13 protein-coding genes are annotated in these 19,963 nt (G+C 36.5%); 4 read left to right on the top strand and 9 right to left on the bottom strand.

Features of this window, described 5'->3' with window-relative positions:
* Window positions 1–3: 3 nt before the first annotated feature.
* The 9 genes from NDQ75_RS07240 to NDQ75_RS07200 all read right to left on the bottom strand — a co-directional run bounded on the left by NDQ75_RS07240 (window position 4) and on the right by NDQ75_RS07200 (window position 13,004).
* Window positions 4–2,619 (bottom strand): heavy metal translocating P-type ATPase, encoded by a 2,616-nt coding sequence (locus NDQ75_RS07240; protein ID WP_202026790.1) that lies wholly within the window; start codon window positions 2,617–2,619, stop codon window positions 4–6.
* An 84-nt stretch (window positions 2,620–2,703) separates the two neighbouring features.
* Window positions 2,704–3,285 carry a DUF3347 domain-containing protein gene (locus NDQ75_RS07235; RefSeq protein WP_202026789.1) on the bottom strand — a complete coding sequence of 194 codons (582 nt, stop codon included), beginning with the start codon at window positions 3,283–3,285 and terminating at the stop codon, window positions 2,704–2,706.
* Window positions 3,286–3,384: 99 nt separating this feature from the next.
* Window positions 3,385–4,599, bottom strand: coding sequence for a TolC family protein (locus NDQ75_RS07230; RefSeq protein ID WP_202027704.1), 1,215 nt, complete (start codon window positions 4,597–4,599; stop codon window positions 3,385–3,387).
* A gap of 50 nt (window positions 4,600–4,649) precedes the next feature.
* Complete coding sequence (locus tag NDQ75_RS07225; RefSeq protein WP_202026788.1) at window positions 4,650–4,994, bottom strand: four helix bundle protein; 345 nt, start codon at window positions 4,992–4,994, stop codon at window positions 4,650–4,652.
* A gap of 91 nt (window positions 4,995–5,085) precedes the next feature.
* A complete protein-coding gene (locus NDQ75_RS07220; RefSeq protein WP_202026787.1) occupies window positions 5,086–8,865 on the bottom strand; it encodes an efflux RND transporter permease subunit in 3,780 nt (1,259 codons plus the stop codon).
* Between the two features lie 126 nt (window positions 8,866–8,991).
* A complete protein-coding gene (locus NDQ75_RS07215; RefSeq protein ID WP_202026786.1) occupies window positions 8,992–9,411 on the bottom strand; it encodes an HYC_CC_PP family protein in 420 nt (139 codons plus the stop codon).
* Window positions 9,412–9,808: 397 nt separating this feature from the next.
* On the bottom strand, window positions 9,809–10,186 hold the full coding sequence (locus NDQ75_RS07210; protein ID WP_202026785.1) for a hypothetical protein: 378 nt from the start codon (window positions 10,184–10,186) through the stop codon (window positions 9,809–9,811).
* Window positions 10,187–10,261: 75 nt separating this feature from the next.
* Window positions 10,262–11,395, bottom strand: coding sequence for a COG3904 family protein (locus tag NDQ75_RS07205; protein WP_202026784.1), 1,134 nt, complete (start codon window positions 11,393–11,395; stop codon window positions 10,262–10,264).
* Between the two features lie 460 nt (window positions 11,396–11,855).
* Window positions 11,856–13,004 (bottom strand): helix-turn-helix domain-containing protein, encoded by a 1,149-nt coding sequence (locus tag NDQ75_RS07200; protein WP_202026783.1) that lies wholly within the window; start codon window positions 13,002–13,004, stop codon window positions 11,856–11,858.
* Between the two features lie 284 nt (window positions 13,005–13,288).
* Between NDQ75_RS07200 and NDQ75_RS07195 the strand changes: the two genes are divergently transcribed.
* The 4 genes from NDQ75_RS07195 to NDQ75_RS07180 all read left to right on the top strand — a co-directional run bounded on the left by NDQ75_RS07195 (window position 13,289) and on the right by NDQ75_RS07180 (window position 19,962).
* The gene (locus tag NDQ75_RS07195) at window positions 13,289–13,825 is read left to right on the top strand and encodes a sigma-70 family RNA polymerase sigma factor (protein ID WP_202026782.1); all 537 of its coding nucleotides are present in this window, start codon (window positions 13,289–13,291) and stop codon (window positions 13,823–13,825) included.
* Window positions 13,826–13,905: 80 nt separating this feature from the next.
* The gene (locus NDQ75_RS07190) at window positions 13,906–15,048 is read left to right on the top strand and encodes a FecR family protein (RefSeq protein WP_202026781.1); all 1,143 of its coding nucleotides are present in this window, start codon (window positions 13,906–13,908) and stop codon (window positions 15,046–15,048) included.
* Between the two features lie 161 nt (window positions 15,049–15,209).
* On the top strand, window positions 15,210–18,608 hold the full coding sequence (locus NDQ75_RS07185; protein ID WP_242513600.1) for a TonB-dependent receptor: 3,399 nt from the start codon (window positions 15,210–15,212) through the stop codon (window positions 18,606–18,608).
* A 10-nt stretch (window positions 18,609–18,618) separates the two neighbouring features.
* Entirely contained in the window at window positions 18,619–19,962 is a 1,344-nt protein-coding gene (locus NDQ75_RS07180; protein WP_202026779.1) for a RagB/SusD family nutrient uptake outer membrane protein, read from the top strand.
* The last annotated feature ends 1 nt before the right edge of the window (window position 19,963 follow it).

Below are 19,963 nucleotides of genomic sequence, written 5' to 3'. Positions count from 1 at the left end.
AAACTAAATAGTTTTCGATCTTAACCGAAGTGCATTTGCTATCACAGAGACTGAACTAAAACTCATTGCCACAGCAGCTATCATTGGGGAGAGCAAGATCCCGAAAATTGGATAGAGCAAGCCCGCAGCAATTGGAATTCCTAAACTATTGTATACCAAGGCAAAAAACAGGTTCTGTTTGATGTTTCTCATTACCGCTTCACTAAGATTTCGTGCCTTCACAATACCATGGAGATCTCCTTTTACCAATGTAATATCGGCACTTTCTATAGCGACATCGGTACCGGTCCCCATGGCGACACCTACATCACTTTTGGCTAAAGCTGGCGCATCGTTAATACCATCCCCTGCCATCGCTACCGTCCTGCTTTCGTTTTGTAGTTTTTCCACTTCTTTCAATTTGTCTTGCGGAAGCATTTCAGCATAAAAATCGGTTAGGTTTAGTTCGTTGGCCACTGCCTTTGCCGTATCGTGATTATCACCTGTTAACATGATTACAGCAATTCCTTTATCCTGTAATTCTTTGATGGCTTTCGCACTCGTTTCCTTAATTTTATCCCCAATAACTACAAATCCTACACTTTTACCATCAACAGCTAAGTAAGAAACCGTTTTCCCCTGTTTTTGATATTTCTGCACTTCTTCAACCATTTCTTTTGAAACAGAAGTTTTCGCATACTCCATCATACTTTCATTTCCTAAAGCCAATTTTTTATCATTAATTCTACCTTCCACCCCTTTTCCAGTAATGGCGTTGAAATCAGTAATTTTTAAAATTGAAGCATTTTGTTCTTTTCCATATTTTAAAGTGGCTTCTGCTAGCGGGTGTTCGCTGTGATTATTCAAAGAAACAATATACTGCAACACTTCGATTTCACTCAGATTATTCCCAAAAGAACCGACCTTTTCTACCGTGGGTTTCCCCTCGGTAATGGTTCCCGTTTTGTCGATAATAAGGGCATCTACTTTGTTCATTTTTTCCAATGCTTCCGCATTTTTTATCAGCACACCATTCTGTGCACCTTTACCTACGCCAACCATAACCGACATGGGCGTTGCAAGTCCTAAAGCACAAGGACAGGCGATAATTAATACGGCTATGGAATTAACCAAGGCATAGACATACGCTGGTTCCGGTCCCCAAATGGCCCAAATACCAAAAGTTACGATACTTATCATCACAACAACCGGCACAAAATAACCGGAAACGGTATCCGCTAATTTTTGAATGGGCGCACGGCTACGACTAGCATCGTTTACCATTTGAATGATTTGGGAAAGTAAGGTATCTGCACCTACTTTTTCTGCTTTCATTAGGAAGGAACGATTACCGTTTATCGTGCCGCTACTAACTTTATCATCCGTTGATTTGTTTACTGGTAAAGGCTCTCCACTAATCATGGATTCATCAACCGAGGTTTCTCCTTCAACGATTACGCCATCCACCGGAATTTTATTGCCAGGTTTTACGCGTAGTATATCCCCCAATTTTATTTCTTCGATAGCCACTTCCTTTTCTTCTCCATCTACAACCTTCACGGCTTTATTCGGTGCCAATTTTAAAAGTTCTTTTACTGCGGAATTGGTCTTGCTATGCGCTCTGGCTTCCAGTAATTGTCCGAGTAACACCAGTGTAAGAATTACAGTAGCTGCCTCAAAATAAACGTGAACCGTTCCTGTTTCTGTTTTAAACTGATTTGGGAAAAAATTGGGTACTAACATACCAAATAAGCTAAACAACCAAGCTACGCCAGCACCAATTCCTATTAGGGTAAACATATTAAAATTCCATGTTTTGATGCTTCGGTAAGCACGTTCAAAAAACAGCCAAGTAGCGTAAAAAACCACAGGGATGGAAAGTGCAAACTGAATCCAATTCCAATATTTTAGCTCCAAAATATTGTATAACGGATTATCAGGAAGCATTTCTGACATAGCAATTAAAAAAATTGGAAGCGTGAATGCCAGAGCGATCCAAAACTTTTTAAGCAGTTTTTTATAAGTTTTATCTTCCGCAGAAAGATCAGGTTCCATTGCAACCAAATCCATTCCGCAAACTGGGCAGTCGCCCGGAGCATTATAAGTTTTATCGCCCTCACAATGCATCGGGCAATAGTAAGTACCGTTCCCTTTGCCTTTTTGTTTCTGTATTTTCTTATTTTCTGAAACTTCGGGGCGTTTACCTGATTTGTAAATTGTATATGCTCCTCCATCCTTACTCAAAGCATCTTGAAACTTCTCTATTGAGATATCCGATTTCATCTCGATTTTAGCTTCTGCCTTTTCCAGATCAACAGATACGTTTTCCACGCTATTCACTTTAGAAAGCACTTTTTCCACATGGGATTTACATCCATTGCACGTCATTCCATTAATATCGAAAGTGCGCGTTTTAATTCCATCGGGTTTCAATGGATGAACATGGTACTTCTTGCTTTTTGACTGTACCGCTTCTTCCAATTTTTCAATGGGGATATGCTTTTCCATTTCTATGGTGGCGGTAGCAGTTTCCAAATCAACCTCCATTTCTGTCACTTCTGGAATGCTGCTTAAAGCTGATTTAACACTGCTTAAACAGCCCATACAAGTCATACCTTCTATTTGATACGTGTGTTTCATCTGTTAGTCTTTAGAAATTCAGTAACGTAATGACTTAAAGTGTTATCCTACTTTATTTCGTAGTTCACTTATTACGTTTATTATTTATAAAATCTCCCGTTGAACCTTACCACAGGTTAACATTGAGCTACCATAATATGGATTTTTAATATCTTCACTCCTACTCAACCAAGCAGTTCCGCCATCGTACATTGGGCAATATTGCTCATAAATTTTGTTAGACGTACCTGTGATACGCAGCATCGCTGTCATTTCCTTGCTTAAGCTTTTAAAATGTACCCTTTGATTTTTAATATCGCTCTCAGCAATCTGTTGCGCATTCTTTTTAGCCTCTTGAATAATTTCATTTAAACTAGCTTTTTCCGAGTCAGAATAGTTGGAAATATCCATAGCGACAATGTTTTTAGCGAAAGTTTTTCCATACGTTTTTGCATTCTCATTGTCATCGTTTACCAACGCATTTTTTAGGTCAAAATAGTTATTCAAAATAGTTTCTGAAGTAACATCTTGGTTTGGATTAGCAGTCTCTTTGCCTACATTAACTTCTGTGCTTACATTCTGATTTTCATTAGATTTCGCTTCTTTATTATTCTCACTTTTGCAAGAAACTGTAATAATTGCTGCAATTAAAGCTATCGTACCTAATTTTCTTTTAATTGATTTCATCGTTTTATAAATTTATAATTGTTATTAATTCTAATTGGATTGGAAGTCGGTTTTGAATTCTGACTTGTTCACCCTTCTAATTTATTTATATTTTCTTCATTACTGATTCGTTAAATAGTTTAAAAGTGCTGATTGCACAAAATACATTTTAACCGACTCTATTTGATTAATTTGAAATTTCAACTTCAATTCCTGTATATCGAGCACGTCATTGAAATCGATAGTGCCTGTCTCGTAATTTTTTATCAGAATTTCCTCTGCATCTTCTGCCTGCTTTAGATTTTTTTGTTGAGTTGAAAATTGAATACGTGCCTGGTTACGTTGAGATTTTGCTTTTTCAAAAGCTGTTTTGAGTGTATTCAGTCGTTCTGTTTTTTGAGATTCAATTTCCATTTGCCTAAGTTCGTTTTGTTTGGAAGTCGAAGCATATTTCTTATTAAAAATTGGAATAGATAGTGAAACCATTGGCATCACGACATCTTTTCCATTGTCGCTAAAGTCCATGTCGGTTCTTTCTGAAACCGGCACATAATCCAATCCGAAACCAATGTTTGGTGCGCTTTCCTTTTGATTGAGCAATTCGGATTGCTCAATGGATTCATAAAGTTTGTCGTATTTTATCAGTTCTGGATTTAGCTCCAAACCTTCCATTCCATAAACAATATCTTCAACAGGAACTGTTATTTCTGAAATCACCTCAACCTCAATACTTTCATCTTGATTCAAGAGATTATTAAATGCTGCTTTTTCAGCGATAAAATCTTCCTTTAAAACTTCCTTTTGCTGTCTCAATTCATTCTGTCGAATCTGCAATCGAAGAACATCCACGGCTGAAGCTTTTCCTACCTCCAAAGAAGTCAAAGCCAAGCGTTCGTAGGTTTGCAGTAAATTGATGTTTGTTTCCAAGACCTGTTGTTTCGCTTTAATTGCATACAATTGATAATAGGATTGCGAAACCGAAAGTGCCAATTTTCGTTTAGCAACGATCATTTCTACAAACTCAGATTCGGCCATCGAACTTGCATAATTTTCCCTTGCCGATATGGTACCGAACCAAGGTAACATTTGTGAAATAGAAAACTTCGCTCTTTGTGGCCCTGTTCGTGTTTCCGGTTCACTCACAAAATAACCTGCGCTAACTATGGTATTGGGCAATGTATTGGCCTCATTTACTTTTTCTTTTGCAATGTTGTATTTCAAGTCGTAAGCTTGAATATTAGGGTTATTTTTTTGAGCAAGGTTGATGTAAACTTCGAGGGATTGCGCACTTAAAAAGCTAAAAGTGAAAAGTGAAAAGTGAAAAGTGAGAATCATCTTTAATGATTCAAACATTCTGTTTGTTGAGTTTCTGTAAATTACTGAAATCATTTTCTAATCGTTTTTAAGGTGGCAACCAGCATTGCAACTATTTCTGTGACCAAAGATTTTTCAGCCTTAACTTGTTCGCTATTCATTATTTCTGAAGCTATGAGTAAATCAATCCAGTAGTGAGTTTCATTCGCTTCTTTAAGAGCTATATTCATTTTATGGGAAAAATCTGCCCTACTTTCACCAAGCTCAGCCTCGCAAATCAAAGCTCCTACTGCTGTTCCGCTTCTTAAAAGCTGACGAGATAGAAAAAATTCTTTCTGCTGATTCAATTGCTTTGACAATCGCACAATTTTCACTGCAAACTCAAAACTCTTCTCTTTTAAAACACTTTTTTTCACAATACTTAATTTTTAACTTTTCACTTCTAACTTCTAACTTCTAACTTCTAACGTCTAGCATCTAGCATCTAGCTTCCAACTTCACTTTCTACTATTCACTTTTCACTTTCAACTTTCCCTCTTCCCGCCAGCTGTATAAAACTGGAAGTAGAAAATAAGAAGTAACATCAATTAGCATTCCCCCAATTATTGGAATAGCCATCGGAATCATGATATCGCTTCCCTTTCCCGTGGATGTAAGTATTGGCAATAAAGCCAATACAGTTGTTACCGTGGTCATTAAGCAAGGGCGGATACGTTTCCCTGCCGCTTCGCGAGTGGCAACGCGGATTCCTGTGATATCATTTGGCTTTTCTTTACTAAAGGTTTGTGTGAGATAAGTGGCCATTACTACGCCATCATCGGTAGCGATGCCAAAAAGAGCAATAAAACCTACCCAAACCGCAACGCTTAAGTTTATCGTCTTTAAGTTGAACAAGTCGCGAAGGTTTTCACCGAATACACTAAAATTGAGAAACCAATCCTGTCCAAAAAGCCATATCATTACAAATCCACCAGCAAATGCTATCGCGATTCCTGTGAATACCATTAATGAAGTGGTTACCGATTTAAACTGAAAATAAAGAATGAGAAAAATTATCAATAAACATAAAGGCACAACAACCGACAATGTTTTTTCGGCACGCAATTGGTTTTCATAAGTTCCCTTGAATTTATAACTAACACCCTTCGGTACAATTAACTCTCCTTCGTTAATCTTATTCTGAATTAATTGCTGCGCATTTTCAACTACATCAATTTCAGCAAAACCATCCAATTTATCGAACAGCACATAGCCTACTAAAAATGTATCTTCACTTTTGATTACTTGCGGTCCCTGCTCATAACGAATGTCTACCAAATCCCCTAGAGGTACAGAACTACCATTTTCAACTGGGACATATATATTTTTTAAATCCGAAGGGTTATCCCGTAATTCTCTTGGATAACGCACCCTAACATTATAACGTTCACGACCTTCAACAGTTTGCGTTAAAGGAACACCACCAACGGCTACCTCGAGTATTTCCTGAACCGTCATAAGCGAAATCCCATAACGTGCTAATTGATCCCGTTTTATATCAATTAACAGATAAGGTTTCCCTACGATACGGTCGGCGAATACCGCCTGTTCCTTGACGCCCTCGGCTTGTTTTAAAATTTCTTCCAACTTTAGCCCAAACGCTTCAATTTCCTGTAAATCTTGCCCTTTAACTTTAATGCCCATTGGTGCGCGCATACCAGTTTGCAGCATCACTAATCGGGTTTCTATGGGTTGTAACTTGGGTGCGGATGTAATTCCAGGAAGCTTTGTTACTCTCACAATTTCATTCCAAATATCATCTGGATTTTCAATTTGCGGACGCCAGTTTCGGTAATACTCTCCGTTATCATCTTCAATCAAATCGGCTTTTTCTACGATAGATTGCAGTTGTTCAGCGGTGTAATTAGCATCATTTTCAACCTTATTGTTTGGATTTACATGGTACTTGCCGTTTTTCAGTAAAAATAATCCGTCTTCATTTACTTTATAACGTTGTTTTTTCCCTTCGGAGTTTTGCATGAACTCAGATTTATACTGAATAATATTTTCATACATAGAAAGTGGCGCAGGATCAAGAGCCGACTCTGTTCGCCCTGCCTTTCCCACAACGGTTTCAATTTCTGGAATGGTGGCTACTGCCATGTCCAATTGTTGTAAAACTCTCTTATTCTCCTCCACGCCGGCATGTGGTAACGATGTCGGCATTAGTAGGAAAGAACCTTCATTGAGGGCTGGCATAAATTCTTTGCCTGTATTCCGCATAATAAGAAGTCCAAAAATGAATAATGTACTAGGAATTATTAAGAAAAGTGCTTTATTCTCGAGGGCCCATTTCAGGATTGCGTCATAGTGACGGCGCAACAATGAAAACATACCTAAAATTCCAAAGCAACATATTCCGACAAAAATTAGATTCATGATAAGGCTTCTATCGAATCCTAACGGTCGCCAATATTCTGCCAGCAAGAAAACAATGGTTATGACTGAAATTATTAAATGTATGGTTGTAACGGTAAGTGAAAAATTAAACGATGAAAACTGATACACCTGCCTTTTGAAGTAAGCGCTTAAAATATTGTTCATTCCAAAAGCAACAAGGACAAGACCTAACCAATACCCAAAAATAGTTGCCACTAAACCAACGACAATTAAAGTTATATTTATGATATAACGCGTTCTTTTACGGAGGCTTGTATTTTTAAAAAATATGGCGGCTAACGGAGGAATGATAAATAGTGCAATTACCAAAGATGCGGCAAGTGCCATTGTTTTGGTAAAAGCTAGAGGACGAAACAATTTGCCTTCAGCTCCTATCATGGTAAAGACAGGTAAAAAGCTTACAATGGTTGTCATTACAGCTGTAAAAATAGCTCCTGAAACTTCTGCAGTAGCATTATAAATTATTTCGTTTGTAGAATAAGGTTTACCGTTGCTCTGTAATCGTAATTTTTCATCTTCCAAATGGCGTATCATGTTCTCGGCAAGGATTACCCCTACATCCACCATCGTGCCAATTGCAATCGCGATACCTGAAAGTGCTACGATATTCGCATCCACATTAAAGAGTTTCATGGCGATAAAAACCATCAAAACGGCTACGGGCAACAATCCCGATATTAAAATAGAAGCTCGAAGATTGAAAACCATTACGATAATGACCAAAATGGTTATTAGAATTTCCAAGGTCAGGGCTTCATTCAAGGTTCCCAAAGTTTCGTGAATGAGTTCGGTACGGTCGTAAAAAGGAACAATGGTTACTTGTGAAGTCCTTCCGTCTGCAAGTTCTTTTGAAGGAAGTCCGTCGCTGAGTTCTTTAATTTGTTTTTTTACATTGGAAATTACTTCCATCGGATTGGCACCATGCCTCGCAACCACGACACCACCAACAACCTCGGCACCTTCCTTGTCTAAAATACCGCGTCTTGATGCTGGCCCCAAATGAACCCTCGCCACATCTTTAATCCGAATCGGGATAAAATTATCAGATTTTACTACAGCATTTTCAATATCCTCAATGGACTCTATGTAACCAAGGCCTCTTACAAGATATTCCGCATTGTTCATTTCAAGGGTTTGCGCACCAATATCCTGATTACTTTCTTTAACCGCTTTTACAATATCGCCCAACCCAATATTATATTGACGCATTTTTTCGGGCTCAACATCCACTTGATACTCTTTAACATAACCGCCAATGGATGCTACCTCACTTACACCAGCAGCAGAAGAAAGTGCATATTTCACGTAATAATCCTGTAAACTACGAAGCTCCTGTAAATCCCATCCACCTGTAACCTCACCACTTTCATCGCGACCTTCCAGTGTGTACCAGAAAATTTGGCCTAAACCAGTAGCATCGGGACCTAAAGCGGGGTTAACACCCGCTGGCAACAACCCGCTTGGCAGGGAATTGAGTTTCTCAAGAATTCGGCTTCGCGACCAATAGAATTCTACATCTTCTTCAAAAATGATATAAATACTTGATATTCCAAACATTGAAGAACTGCGAATGGTTTTTACCCCTGGAGTACCTAAAAGAGCAGTAGTTAAAGGATAGGTAATTTGGTCCTCAATATCTTGAGGTGAACGTCCCTCCCATTTGGTAAATACAATTTGTTGATTCTCCCCAATATTTGGAATGGCATCCACAGCTACGGGGTCTCTTGGCAATACTCCCGTGTCCCAATCAAAAGGTGCGTTAACCAAACCCCAACCCACAAAAAGGAAGAGCATCAGTACCGAAACCAACTTATTTTCTATAAGAAATTTTATACCTTTGTTGAGCATACAAAATGATAATTAGACAGTTATACAAATAGGTAGCTATTTAGCCATACTGAAAGCAGAACAAGCCCTTAACGGTTTTCCGTTGGGCTGAATTTCCCGATAAACCTCGGGACTACTGTCTAAAAATCAAATTAAATAAGTCTCGTAAAGTGTCTGAACGTCCCGTTCAATAAAAGGCGGCGAGTAATCTTGGTAAGGAATGAAATTTTTATCAAATCCTTCGAACAGATTTTTATAAGTGTAAAAAAATACGGCAACAAAAGTGTGTTGCTCAAAAGTAAGAGTATTAAACGCTGTTTTTAGGTCATCTTGACCTTCTTTGACTATTTTTTGGTCTGAGCAACATGATTTTTTGCTCATTGTAGTATTTTCACAATTCGTTGCAGGCAGCACTTTGTCCATGCCACAACTTTCGGGTTTTGTAAAAAAACTGTAATCAACCAAAGCGTCTCCACAATAGTGTAAATCCAATGTAAACGACATCGTGGTAAACATTACCACCAAAGCCATCACAACCGACACTATTTTTTGGAAAACCCTTTTCATCGCTGTAAAATTACAAAATTTAAAAAGTATTTGCTGAAATTAACGAAATTTTAATTGTTGTTACAGTCTTTTCTGTAGCGTTTTGCTAGGATATTTGTTTTTTAAAAGGCGGCTTAGAAAGCCTTAGAATCCCGTATAAATTCTGACTTCGGTTTAACCACAGCTATAAATATATATGTAAAATACCGAGAGGTAGCCACCCCTCGGCATTTTAACTCAAACCAACCCACATTTAAACTAAAAACTAAACTCATTTTTTGCAAACAACATATTCGACTGGCTTCAAAAAGTGATTTTATTATTGTTTGAACAGATCAAATTATATGATCTAAGTAGCGATTAAAAATTTCTATTTGATGCTTTCTATGAGATAATAAATTATGTTTACTATTTAAAATCAAGACTTCTTCCGAAATACCATATTGATACGGTATTTAGCCTGACTACCAAAGATATCAACATCATTGCCAGCAGCTGCCCCGATGGTTCCAGCCGTTGCGTTGTAAGCATCAACATATTCAAATCCTAAACTAGATAATGCATTAAGTAGATCTGTTTGGTTTCTAATTCGCATTTTCTTTCTATTTTGTAGCAATGTTTCAAGTTCCTCAAGCGCATCTTGGTACTGAGACTTCTTATAATCTATAGTAATATTTATACCTCCTAAAAGCTTAGTGTTTTCTGAAGTGATCACGACATATTCTGGTAAATTGTGTAGGACATTCGTGTTTGTGGCTTCAAATGTGGAATCCTGAGCGGATAATGACAAACTCACTAAAACTATCATTACGGCAAAAAAGTTTATTAAATTTTTCATTGTTTGTTAATTTTAATATTTGACTATTCTCGATTATTTCTTTTTTTCAAATTTTGTTGCAACTGTCCAATTTCTAATTTCTTCATCAGTCATATAATACATGCCATCCGCAGGGGCAGAATCAAGTGTTAGAAAATAGAAATCGGGGCCTTTTTCTTCACCTAGACACATGGTAAAATAGGCAAGTTGGTACTGATGTGCAGGATGGTCCTTGGGCAAATCTCCTGCGCTAAGTCCGTCGCCTCCCCAAGAGTGTATACCCAATTTAGCCCCCTGCATTACAATTCTTTCATTTCCTGCGCAAAACAGATCGACACCTCCAGATGCAATATCACTATCGGGCAATACTTTGGTATTAAGGCCGGCTTCACGAATTAGTCTACCGGTATGCATATTCACTGCATCGTTTACAGACCCAGGTACTTTTTGCAATACAACAGTTTTTACTTCTGGATGCTTCTTTAAGAGGTCTTTAAATTGTTTGTAACTCTTGGTTCCCAAAGTTCCATTTAGATAAACCTCATCTCCTTTTACCTCAAGCGTAGTATCACCCATACCAACCAGCTCTGCTCCTGCTTTTAATGTAAATGGCACTGCTTTTTCACTGTTCATGTATGTCATTTCTCCGTGGCTGATTAACTTTCGGTCGTCACCCAAACCTTCCATTCTAGTTTCGACAGCCCCCCCCGCTAGAACCGCTTCTTTCATTGCTTCCTCGTCCTCCCCAAAATCCATAATATGTCCTTCAATGAGAATGGCTTGTAGGTTATTTGATTTACCTTCAATAAATTCCCCCATCTGTAAAAGCGTATATTGTTGGTTGTTTTCATTATAAACTGTTACAACAAATATTTGCTTACCGTCTGTTTGTGGCATAAAGAAAGTCACTGCTTTGTTATCTCCACCAATACTTAGCCCATAATCTTTAGCAATCTCCATTTGTTCAGCCACTACTCGATCGACGTCTTCTTTGGTAATATTATCATCAAAATCTTTAAAGTTTGCCCAACATTTTCCTTGATACCAATAACCATTTTTCTTTTCACACTTTTCAAGACTATTTGCCTTTTTAGTTTTAAGCAATTTCTTAAGTGATTGAGCCTGCATGCCATTCAGTGAAAAAAACACTAAGATGGTCACCAATAGTTTGTAAATCATTTGTGTCATTGTTTCCTATTTTTTATTATTATTTGGATTACGTAAAACGAAAAAATTAGTAAGAACGGCAACACAATAATTAAGTCAACTCTTAACACTGCTCCACCATTTTTGGTGATTTCAATCCATCTTTGCAATTGAATTTCCCAAAGAACGTATGTCCCCCATAATAGCAGTAAAAGCACTAAAAGAATTTTGCTGGTTCTTTTCATATGTTACCAAAATTGTATAATAGTTTCGTTTGGCTTTACAAAGATTTCTAAATTAAATGCGATATATCTAAGAATCAGGAAGTAGAAGCGTATGGATTTCAGAATTCAGTACCAAAGTGCATAAAAAGCGGACTTAAATATGCTGAAATCAGGAATCAGTACTTGAATAATGTAGAAGTATTTAAGGAAGGATCAGGGAACAACAATCGAATATCCCGAAAATGTATACTATTGAATATTGCTTATCCTGAAGAAAATCAAGAGTTTTGTTTTTGATATTGAGCCGGAGTATTCCCTACTATTTTTTTGAAAGCAGCATAAAAAGCACTTTTACTATGAAATCCTACTTCATTACCTACGCCTTCGATACTTAAATTTTCTGCCCGTGGAGAAATCAATATTTTTTTGGCTTCTTCAATTCGAAAAGAATTGATAAAAGAATTAAAATTAGATTGCTGGACTTTATTTATCGCTGCTGAAATAGTTCTTGGATGTTCGTTTACTTCTTTTGAAATTTCAATTATCGTGAGGTCTTCTTTTTTAAACAACTCGTTCTGAATGACCGCCGTGGTTACTTTCTCAACAAGTTGCTTTTGTTTATTAAATTCATTCTCTTCCAAAATACCTTCGCTTCCCGTGTTGGAAACTGCATCACTGACTTCTCCCACTACTTCTGGTGCCAGCGGAATTTCATTACTGAAAGTGCTATTCCCAAATAAGGAAGAAACATTTTTTTGTAAAATTCCGCGGAGAGAAATCCAATACAGTAATGCTACATTTATCAATGAAAAGGAGAGATGAACCCAAAAGGAGTCTGCAAAAATTACGAAAACAACGCTACATGTAATAAACAACAGTCCAACGATAACAAACATCTTTGCCCATTTAAGTTCCCTTTTTTCAGTTTTTGAAAACTGATTACGAACTTCATTTATATGGGAATTAATCCAACGAACTGTTTTTATCCCTATCCAATAAGAATAAATAATTCCAAATAAAGAAAAAATAAGATACGTAATAGACTCATAAATAGCGGTTTGAACACTTAAAGGAAAACAAAAAACTATTACTTGGAAAACAAAGGACAGAATGCCTGGATATAAATAAATGTAATTTACTTTTTCAGAAAGTACAGAAATACGCCTAACATATTTATAGAAAAGTGGGAATAACAACCAATTAAAATCGAAGGGCAAATAAGTGAGTCTAGGGTAACAATCAATCAACTTCACATCTTCCAAAATGGTGGGTAACAACTCTAATGAATATGCTAAAATAAATAACCCTAGAAATAAAGTAGATTTCCGATTATCTTGATGTACCGCTAATAGCAATGAACCAAGAATAAGCCCTTGTATAACACCAAGCGCATCAACAAACGAAATTATATTGTAGTTTAAGTCCAATGTTGGTAAAAGTACAAATATGGAAATTTTTATTGATTAAAGCGTATGTAATCATTCTGAAAAGTACAATTAGGCGATTCTCACTTCTATTCTTTTATTTGGAAAATATTTGTATCTCACAAGAAAGGTTTTTAAAGAAGTAAAGTAATTGCCCAGACTAGAATTTAATAAAAGCGCTATCCAGAGTCAGCCTTTTACCAAAAACGGGGAGATGAAAATCAATTGATAGAAATCTTACAAATTTTTTTTATTTTTATCGGTTCAATTTGCATTAATTTTCCCTCTTGTCTATACACAATAAATACATACAATCATTATTTAAGTCCCATTATATCGATTTATGCAACAAATCGTATTGGTATGTAAAAGACGTGGATAAATCTAAAGATATTGTTCAAGAAGTGTTTCTTTCTATTTTGGAGAAAAAAAAATTAGATCATATTCAAGATTTAAAAAGTTATTTGTTTAAATCTGTAATTAATAACTCCTTAAAACATATTGAAAGAGAAAAAAGATTTCAACCTCTCGAAAATGGAATTGTAAAAGCTATTCCAACCGAAAATTCAATGGAAAGCATGATTATTTCTTCCGAAGGAAAAGAGGAATTGCTTTCAGAAATAAATATACTACCGACCAAATGTAAAGAAGTATTTGTATTATGCGTTTTGGAGGGCATGAGTTATAAAGATGCGGGTATAAAACAAGGGGTTTCAGTAAACACTGTAAAAACCCAAATAAAAAAATCGTATAAAATCCTACGTAACTCACTTAAAAACAAGACTATATTGTTCTTTTCAATTAAAAATTCTATTTTTTCCTAAAATAATTGACCTTCTCATCACCCTATTTCCAAAAATGCAGATCTAATAATTAGAACACCCAATGGGTTTAGCTAATTAAAATGAATACTGTAAAACATATAATTATAAAGAGCCTTCATCAACCATTATCGGCTGAAGAGGAGGATGAGTTACACAACTGGCTGAACAAGTCTGAAAAAAACAAGGCACTTTACACCAAGCTTCAGGACCTCAAAACAGCCAATGACTTGAAAAGAATAAGTGAAATTGATGTTGCAAAAGAGTGGAATTTCCTTGAAGATAAGCACTCCCTAAATGCAAAGGCTTCCAATAAGCGTAACGTTTTACGCTACCTATCTGCTGCCATTTTCATTGGAGTGGTTTTTGGAAGCATAATTATGTTTAAAACCATTACCTCACCAAAAAGTTCCCAGAAGGAAATCTATAAATCAGTTGTGGTACTTGAAAATGACCAAATACTTTCCAAAAGCGTTACCGAAAAAGATGAAATATTAAAAAATGAACAAGGTACCGTTGTTGCTGTTCAAAGTGAAAATAGCATAAAGTTTCTTTCGGGTACTGATAAAAAAGAGGCTTTACAAACGGTAAAAGTCCCAAATGGTAAGAATTATACGGTTGTTTTAGAAGACAGTTCTGTTGTTAGATTAAACGCGGGAAGCTCCATTCAGTTTTCTAATCATTTTACCTCAAATAGCTCCAGGGTTTTAAAATTAACTGGAGAGGCCTATTTTAAAGTAAGTGAAAATAAAGAAAAGCCATTCATCGTAAAAACACCAAAAGCCGCTATTAAAGTATTGGGTACAAGTTTTAACGTATCTTCTTATTCTGATGAAAACACGACCAAAATTGCCTTAGTGGAAGGTAAAATAGCTATCGAAAGTCCTTCAAAGAAATTCAAAAATCAATATTTACTTCCAAATCAGGTAGCACGTGTTCAGCTTGATAAGATTGAAGTAACAAATGAAGACGTAACTCCACACGTATCTTGGCTCGAAGGCAAATTGATTGTATCAGAAAAGCCTTTCTCTGTAGTTATTCGCCAATTGGAACGAAAATACAATGTTGAAATCGAGAATACTTATTCCGAACTGAATTCAAAAACATTTACGGCTACATTCGATAAAGAATCGATCGAAGAAATATTAAACTCCTTCCAATTAAGCGTCCCGTTTGAGTATAAAATTAAAGACAGTAAAATAATAATCAACAAACCAAGAAAATGAGAAAGTATGAAATAATATAGAAAAAAACAGGAAATGTTGCAGCATTTCCTGTATAAACGTCAAGCCACAATTGAGCAATTATAACCAAACTATACAAATGTATGAAAAATAGACTATTTCGAGGGCCTCGAGAGCCCTACTCATCATGTTTTTATCTAAAAATGAAACTAACTTCCCTCTTGTTAATTATTTCAATTTTTACAGTTCAGGCGAATTCCCTAGCACAGAAAACAAAAGTTGATTTAAATGCCAACCAATTACCACTGCAAAATGTCCTAAAGAAGATTGAAAAGAAAACTGATTTTAAGTTTTTGTATAATCACGAGGAAGTTGACGTAAAAAAACTGGTTACAATACACGTAAAACAGCGTTCTTTAAAAGATGTTTTAATAGCATTATTTGAAGATACTGACATTAAATACGTCATTAACAAGAAGCAAATAATTTTAAGAAAAGAATCCTTCCCAAACAAAAATAGCTCTCAATCAAGAGAACAAAGTAGTATTCAGGGTGCAGTTACCGATCCTAGCGGACTTCCTTTACTTGGCGTGACGGTAAAAATACAGGGCAAAAATATTGGAACTACCACAAATAGCCAAGGTGAATTTACAATTCAGGCCAACATCAATGAGGTTTTAGTTTTTAGCTACATCGGTTTTAAAAGCAAGGAAGTAACTGTAGACACCAATGCTTTTATGAATGTTGAACTAGAAGAAGACATTCAATCAATAGATGAAGTTGTTTTGGTTGGATATGGAGAAGTGAAAAAGGAAAATCTAACTGGTGCGGTTAGCAATGTCAATATGAAATCCTTTAGCAACCAAGCACCTACGGTAAATGTTGAGCAAGCTTTACAAGGTCAAGTAGCAGGGGTTTCTGTAAATACACCAAATGGACAACCTGGCGCTGCCACTAAAATAAGGATTCGTGGTACATCTTCTCTATCGGGTTCCAATCAACCTTTATTCGTAATTGATGGAGTACCAGTTGTTCCAGAAAGTAACATTCCTACTGGAGGAGCAGAAGGACAGCGTCTTGGTGACCAATTAAACATTCAGGGGTTGAGCACCCCCATTGCTAATATCAATCCGAATGATATTGAATCTATTAGCGTTCTAAAAGATGCTTCCTCAGCTGCCATTTATGGTTCCAGAGCTGCGAATGGGGTGATAATTATAAACACCAAAAAAGGATCAAAATTTAATAAACCAACCATAAATTTTGATGTTTCTACTACCATCCAAAATCCACAAACATTAGATGTTCTTAATGCCTCTCAATTTAAAGAAGTTTGGACCCAAGCAGTTACAAACAATAATACGGGCGATGCTTTTTCACAAAGTGTCTTAGATGGATCGTATTTTGGTAATGAGGATACTGACTGGGAAGAAGAACTAAGCCCTGGTTTATCTACCTCAACCTATGCCAACTTAAGCATTAGGGGTGGTGGACAGGCAAGTCAATATGCTATTTCATTAGCGGCCTTAAATGCAGAAAGTGGCTTTAAAGGTTCTAATAGCGAACGTTACACATTAAACTTGAATTTAAACAGTGACGTTACCAGCTTTTTAAGGTTTGGTACTAATTTACAGACCTCCTTCTTTAACCAATCATCACTTGATGGAGAATTGGTAAATAGAATATACACTTTTCGGCCTGATATTCCCGTTTTCGACGAAGAAGGTAATTATGCTTATTCAGAATTTTCGCTCACTGAAAACCCAGTAGCTTTAGGGCAAGCAACTAATAACAATGAAACTTTTCTATTATTGGGTTCTATTTACTCGCAAGTCGATTTTACAAAAGACTTAAATTTTGAAACAAGACTTTCTGTAAATTATAACAACGGAAACCAGACCAGTTTTTATCCTAGCTATACTTTTCGCGGAGGATGGTTCAGGTTTACCGGCGAAGGGGATGGTTATGCACAAAACAGTAGAAGTATTAGCACTGTTCTACAATGGCAAAACACCCTCACCTACAAGCACACTTTCAATGCGAAGCATAATATAGATGCTGTTTTAGGTACTTCTTTTGAGGAAATAAAATCTTCTTACAACAAAGCCTTTGGTACAGGATTTTCCAATGATGTTCTTAATAATGTTTCCAGCGCAACAGTAAGTAATGGTGGGCAAGCCTATGAACAAGGCTCTGGGCTTATTTCATATTTTGGAAGAACCAATTACGACTACAATCAAAAATACTTACTCACATTAACAGCTAGAATCGATGGTTCATCAAAATTTGCGGTAAACAATAAATATGCCTTCTTCCCTGCCGCTGCTGCCGCTTGGAGAATTTCTAATGAAGATTTTTTAGTCGACAGCGATTTAGTAAATGAATTAAAGCTACGTGCTAGTTATGGTCTTACCGGCCAGCAGGATTTCGGACCGTATCAATGGCGCACACTGTACGAAACAGATGATTATGCCAACAACCCTTCTGTAATATTATCACAGCTGGGGAATGATGAACTAAAGTGGGAAACTACCAAACAATTAGACTTAGGATTGGATTTTTCTTTATTCAATAATGTTATTAATGGGGGCGTTGGATATTACGAAAAAAACACAGAAGACGTAATTTTTCCAGTTAAAACACCTGGAAATACGGGAGTAACATCTGTTCTTGCCAATGTTGGACATACGGAAAACAAAGGTTTTGAACTATTATTGGATATTGGCATTATTAACAAACCCAATTTTGGCTGGAATGTTAGCCTTAATGCTACCCGAAACAAAAACAAACTTAAAAAGATATCTGAAGATTATAAGGACTCGGACGGATTTATTGTAGGTTTTCCGGGACTTGATGGCGGTCGTCTTAGGGAAGGAAGCCCTATCGGGTTGATATATGGATTCGAATCGACAGGAATTTTTCAAAATCAAACAGAAATTGATGCTCTCAATTCAGCAGCTCCAAACGGCATTTATCAAGAAGAGTTCACTGCTCCTGGAGATTTAAAATACAAAGATATTTCTGGCCCAGATGGCACTCCAGATGGCGTGATAAATGATTTTGACCAAACTATAATCGGCAATTCACAACCAGATGTTTTTGGCGGTTTTAGTAGTACTTTTCGGTATAAAAACTTTTCACTTGCGGCACAATTTAGTTATTCAATCGGAAATGAGCTTTTTTGGTTTTCGCAAACTAGAGCGATTAATTTTACAAGTACATATTTAGCAGAAAATAAAACATTGGAAGTTTTAAATGCATGGACCCCAGAAAACCCTACAAGCCAACCTCGAATGGTTTATAGAGATCCAAACAATAACGACAGAGCTTCCAGCTATTATGTACATGATGCTTCATATTTAAGGCTTAACACCTTAAATCTTAGGTTTAATTTTCCAAAAAATGTAATAGATAATATTGGTTTTGTAAACTCCATCGCTCTATACGGAATTGCACAAAACTTGTGGACATATACAAACTATCCAGGCGCCAACCCAGAAGGAGGCTCAGTTTTCAACGATGACATCTCTGGAGCCGGAAGGGACACCAACAGATTTCCTCCGCAAAAGTCATTTACAATTGGTTTAAATATTGGATTCTAAAAAAACTATCATGAAAAATATTTTAATAATTATAGCTATAAGTTGGTTCTTTTCTTCGTGTAATTTGGCAGACGCTATCGATCAAGACCCTCCAAATAATTTAGTACCAGAAAACGTTGTTAAAAATGAAGACGATGCTCGAGCTCTTTTAAATGGAGTATACAGTAAAATCATTTCGTTCACTAGCTCATACTACTATATGTATTCAGAAACTATCCCAAGTAATTTAATAGGGACAATGAATCAAACTGGTACAGGTGAATACGATCCCGAATTTTTTGAAAATAATTTACAATCCGACAATTCAACAGTAGAAAGTTATTGGCTTATTTTTTACGGAGTTATAGATGCTGCCAACAACGCTATAAAAGAAACTTCTGAACTTTCTATCGAAGAAATTTCTTCAGAAGATAAAAAAGAGATCATCGGCGAGGCAAAATTTTTAAGAGCTATGGCCACTTTTGATGCATTACGTTATTTTGGGCAATTCTACGATCGTTCAAGCGAATTAGGAATTATTGTTAGAACGGAACCCGTAAATTTTACAACTCGATCCAAAAAACGAAGTACGGTTGAAGAGTCATATAAACAAATCTTAACAGACTTGGATGATGCTATTTCCGAAGCTCCAGAATTTACAGTTAACTATAGAGGATCCCGTCTAGCAGCCATGGCGCTTAAAGCCAGAGTGCTTTTATATATGGGAGAATACGATAAAGCTGTGATTATGGCAGATGAGGTAATCAATAGCGGGTATTTGAGCTTAGAAAACAGTTTTTCTGATGTATTTGACAAAGGCATCAACTCTACTGAAAACATTTTTATGACGTATCGAGATGCCAATTCCGATATAGAAGAGAATAACCGAAAACGCTTCTATGTTGGGCGTGTTGGAGAAGGTTGGTTCACCAATTTAATGGAGAACGACCCGAGACAACCCGCTACCTACAACGAATCTAGCGTGCTAAAAACCAACAATGAAGCAAGCTACCGTCCTACATTCTTTTTAAGATTGTCAGAAATGCATCTTATAAAGGCAGAGTCAATTCTTAAAGGCACCAATGATCTGGAAACTGCCAGACAAGCCTTAAATATTATTAAAAAAAGGGCGGGAAACGATCCTTCTACAGCTAATACAACTGCCGCTTTAGAAAATGAGATTTTTGAAGAATACATAAAAGAAATGGCTTTTGAAAATGGATCAGATTGGTTTGCTGGAATCCGTTTCAATAAGGCTATGGATTTAAAAAACAATCTCACTTCCGTTAATCAATACATCTTGCCTATACCAAAATCAGAGATTGAAGGCAATGAATTTTTAACATTGACCGATCAAAACCCAGGATACGAATAAG

The sequence above is a fragment of the Galbibacter mesophilus genome (genome assembly GCF_023721415.1).
In the GTDB taxonomy this organism is placed as follows: Bacteria; Bacteroidota; Bacteroidia; order Flavobacteriales; family Flavobacteriaceae; genus Galbibacter; species Galbibacter mesophilus.
The sequence above is the reverse complement of the archived record's forward strand: the minus strand, read 5'-3'. Positions and strand labels throughout refer to the sequence as shown.

Excerpts from the sequence above, each read along its gene's own strand:
- NDQ75_RS07240 (WP_202026790.1), bottom strand. The coding sequence starts at position 2,619 with ATGAAACACACGTATCAAATAGAAGGTATGACTTGTATGGGCTGTTTA.
- NDQ75_RS07235 (WP_202026789.1), bottom strand. The coding sequence starts at position 3,285 with ATGAAATCAATTAAAAGAAAATTAGGTACGATAGCTTTAATTGCAGCA.
- NDQ75_RS07230 (WP_202027704.1), bottom strand. The coding sequence starts at position 4,599 with ATGATTCTCACTTTTCACTTTTCACTTTTCACTTTTAGCTTTTTAAGT.
- NDQ75_RS07220 (WP_202026787.1), bottom strand. The coding sequence starts at position 8,865 with ATGCTCAACAAAGGTATAAAATTTCTTATAGAAAATAAGTTGGTTTCG.
- NDQ75_RS07215 (WP_202026786.1), bottom strand. The coding sequence starts at position 9,411 with ATGAAAAGGGTTTTCCAAAAAATAGTGTCGGTTGTGATGGCTTTGGTG.
- NDQ75_RS07205 (WP_202026784.1), bottom strand. The coding sequence starts at position 11,395 with ATGACACAAATGATTTACAAACTATTGGTGACCATCTTAGTGTTTTTT.
- NDQ75_RS07190 (WP_202026781.1), top strand. The coding sequence starts at position 13,906 with ATGAATACTGTAAAACATATAATTATAAAGAGCCTTCATCAACCATTA.
- NDQ75_RS07185 (WP_242513600.1), top strand. The coding sequence starts at position 15,210 with ATGAAACTAACTTCCCTCTTGTTAATTATTTCAATTTTTACAGTTCAG.
- NDQ75_RS07180 (WP_202026779.1), top strand. The coding sequence starts at position 18,619 with ATGAAAAATATTTTAATAATTATAGCTATAAGTTGGTTCTTTTCTTCG.